Genomic DNA, 2,723 nt, shown 5'->3' with positions numbered 1-2,723 from the left:
CTGCATAACCATTCTCTTTATTCTCTCCTGAAAGGCGCACATTGATATGATTCTCCCCAAGCCATTTCAGAAGACTTACAAATCTTGAATCAATACTGATGATATCTGCACTGAAAACGCCGTCATCCTCTTTAAATTCAAAGGATGTACGTTTGATTGGATTAGTAAAAATACCGCAGGAATGATGTTTCCACTGACGGCTGCTGTTATCCAGAATCATGATCGGTTTCTCAGGGGAAGTCTCCTTTTCATTAGACTGGAAAGTAGTGTAGGTACATTCAGACTGTACACCTGGTTTCTTGTCTGAAGCACCGCTGAAATCAAATACTGGCATGGTAAATACTCCTTTTATCTTATCATACAACGCATGACATATTTCTGTTACGCATCTCTGCAATCCTGCCGGAAGCTATTTATTATTCTAGCAGAATCTTTTCTTTTAATCAATTCTGTAAATGTATTTATTGCATAAATATTCAATAAATTATATCCTCATTTATTCCCCCAAAATCATTGACGGTAACATTCGCAGGCCTTATAATAGTAGTAACTGAGAATTTCCAGAAACTCTCTGGAAAATCGGAATTTACTTTTAGGAGAGCAAAATGAGCAAAATTATTTTAACCGGTGACCGCCCAACAGGCCGCCTTCATGTTGGACATTATGTTGGTTCATTATCCGAGCGTGTTCGTTTACAGAACTCCGGCTTATATGATGAAATTTATATTATGATCGCAGATGCACAGGCATTAACAGATAACGCTGAACACCCTGAGAAAGTTCGCCAGAACATCCTTCAGGTTGCCCTGGATTATCTTGCATGCGGCATTGATCCTGAGAAATCCACTATCTTTATCCAGTCCATGGTTCCGGAGCTTACAGAGCTTACTTTCTATTATATGAACCTTGTTACTGTGGCACGTGTACAGCGTAATCCTACAGTTAAATCTGAAATCCAGATGCGTAATTTTGAGGCAAGCATCCCTGTTGGATTCTTCTGCTATCCGATCAGCCAGGCTGCAGACATCACTGCATTCCGCGCTACTACTGTTCCGGTTGGCGAAGATCAGCTTCCAATGCTCGAGCAGTGCAAGGAGATCGTACACAAATTTAATACTGTTTATGGCGAAACTCTGACAGAGCCTGAGATTATTCTGCCATCCAATAAAGCCTGCTTACGTCTGCCAGGTATTGACGGAAAAGCAAAAATGAGCAAATCTCTCGGAAACTGCATCTACCTTTCAGATGAAGAAGCAGATGTTAAGAAGAAGGTTATGTCCATGTTCACAGACCCGAATCATCTTCGTGTGGAAGATCCGGGACGTGTGGAAGGAAACCCTGTATTTATTTATCTGGATGCATTCTGTAAACCGGAATATTTCGCAGAGTTCCTGCCTGAATATCAGAATCTGGATGAACTGAAAGCCCATTATACACGCGGCGGTCTGGGTGATGTCAAGGTTAAGAAGTTCCTGAACAAAGTACTCCAGGCAGAGCTTTCTCCAATCCGCGAGAGACGTAAATACTGGGAGCAGCATCTTGATGATGTATATGATATCCTCAAAGAGGGAAGCAAGGTTGCTGAAGCAAAAGCTGCACAGACACTTCATGATGTTCGTTCAGCAATGCAGATCAACTACTTTGATGATAACAGCTTAATCAAATAATTGTATGCCGGTGGCTACAGCGACCGACAACAATGCGTAAATAAGAAATTCAAACGCAAGATTGTTCAAAAATCAACTTATTGACACATCAAAACAAGGTTCAGGCAAAAGCATTCTGCTCACGTCTGAACCTGTTCTGTTATTTCTTCACTGACTTTCTTTTCAATCTATTTTACAGATAAAATCTATCCGATATCTTTCATATCCGATATCTTTCATATCTGATACCATTTGATCTCATTTGCCTCCATATGTAACCGGAAGCTGCTTCCATCACCTCTGTAAACTACTGTATCCTGTGGTTCGTAAGTGTTGTTGACTACGCAGTATTTTCCATTTTTTACGTAAGCATGTACTTCTACATTGTAGTTGGTTGAATACCAGCAGTGAAGTTCTTCCTCTGCGGATGCTGACCAAAGGACTGCACGATAAAGCACGCGGCTGTTCTTAAAGCTGTATGGAAGTCCGCTGATATAAACGCCTCTTCCTTTACCGAAAGTCTTTACAGCCATCTGCACTTCCTGGTCTTTCTGGATTAAGATTTCTGTTTCCGGTAAGGCATAAATGTTCTTCTTTACCTTCACCGAAATCAACCTCGCCTTCTGCATCTTTAAGGATGAAATGATCTCTGTGTTCTTCCCAGTTATATTTATCTGTATTCAGGTTAAATCCATGTTCTTCTTCTACTCCAAGTACATCATCTAACTGAATGAATCTGCCCTGCCACTGATGTGCTGCCGGTTCTCCTACACCGATAAATCCACCGCCATTATATACAAATTCTCTGACTGCTGTGATGATTGTTTCGTCAATCCAGTTCTCGCCGCCTGACTGTGCAGTGTCCGCATCTCCCACATTGATCACTACGTCAAATTTCTTCAGAAGATCTTTGTCTGCTTTGATATCGTCAAAGCTGATAAATGATACATCAAACGGTGCGCCGCTTAATGCTTCGATAATTCCGAAATAAGAATAATTCTGCTTGTAATAGATGGCGTGATGTACCATATGGTTACCCCATGAGCACATCTTTCCCCAACGAGTCAGGACTGCTAC

At 41.3% G+C, this 2,723-nt stretch carries 1 protein-coding gene and 2 pseudogenes; 1 reads left to right on the top strand and 2 read right to left on the bottom strand.

What is annotated here, in order from left to right; all coding sequences use genetic code 11:
* Positions 1–334: pseudogene (locus AC075J_RS02765) on the bottom strand (AAA family ATPase); the annotation flags it as partial.
* Between the two features lie 271 nt (positions 335–605).
* Here AC075J_RS02765 and trpS point away from each other — a divergent pair.
* Positions 606–1,667 carry a tryptophan--tRNA ligase gene (gene trpS, locus AC075J_RS02760; RefSeq protein ID WP_022380250.1) on the top strand — a complete coding sequence of 354 codons (1,062 nt, stop codon included), beginning with the start codon at positions 606–608 and terminating at the stop codon, positions 1,665–1,667.
* Positions 1,668–1,882: 215 nt separating this feature from the next.
* On the opposite strand, the pseudogene AC075J_RS02755 reads toward trpS, so the two are convergent.
* A pseudogene (locus tag AC075J_RS02755) lies at positions 1,883–2,723 on the bottom strand (lacto-N-biose phosphorylase central domain-containing protein); the annotation flags it as partial.

This window comes from Blautia sp. ZXY-1-C6 (assembly GCF_056339875.1).
This window is presented reverse-complemented; position numbering and strand designations above follow the sequence as displayed.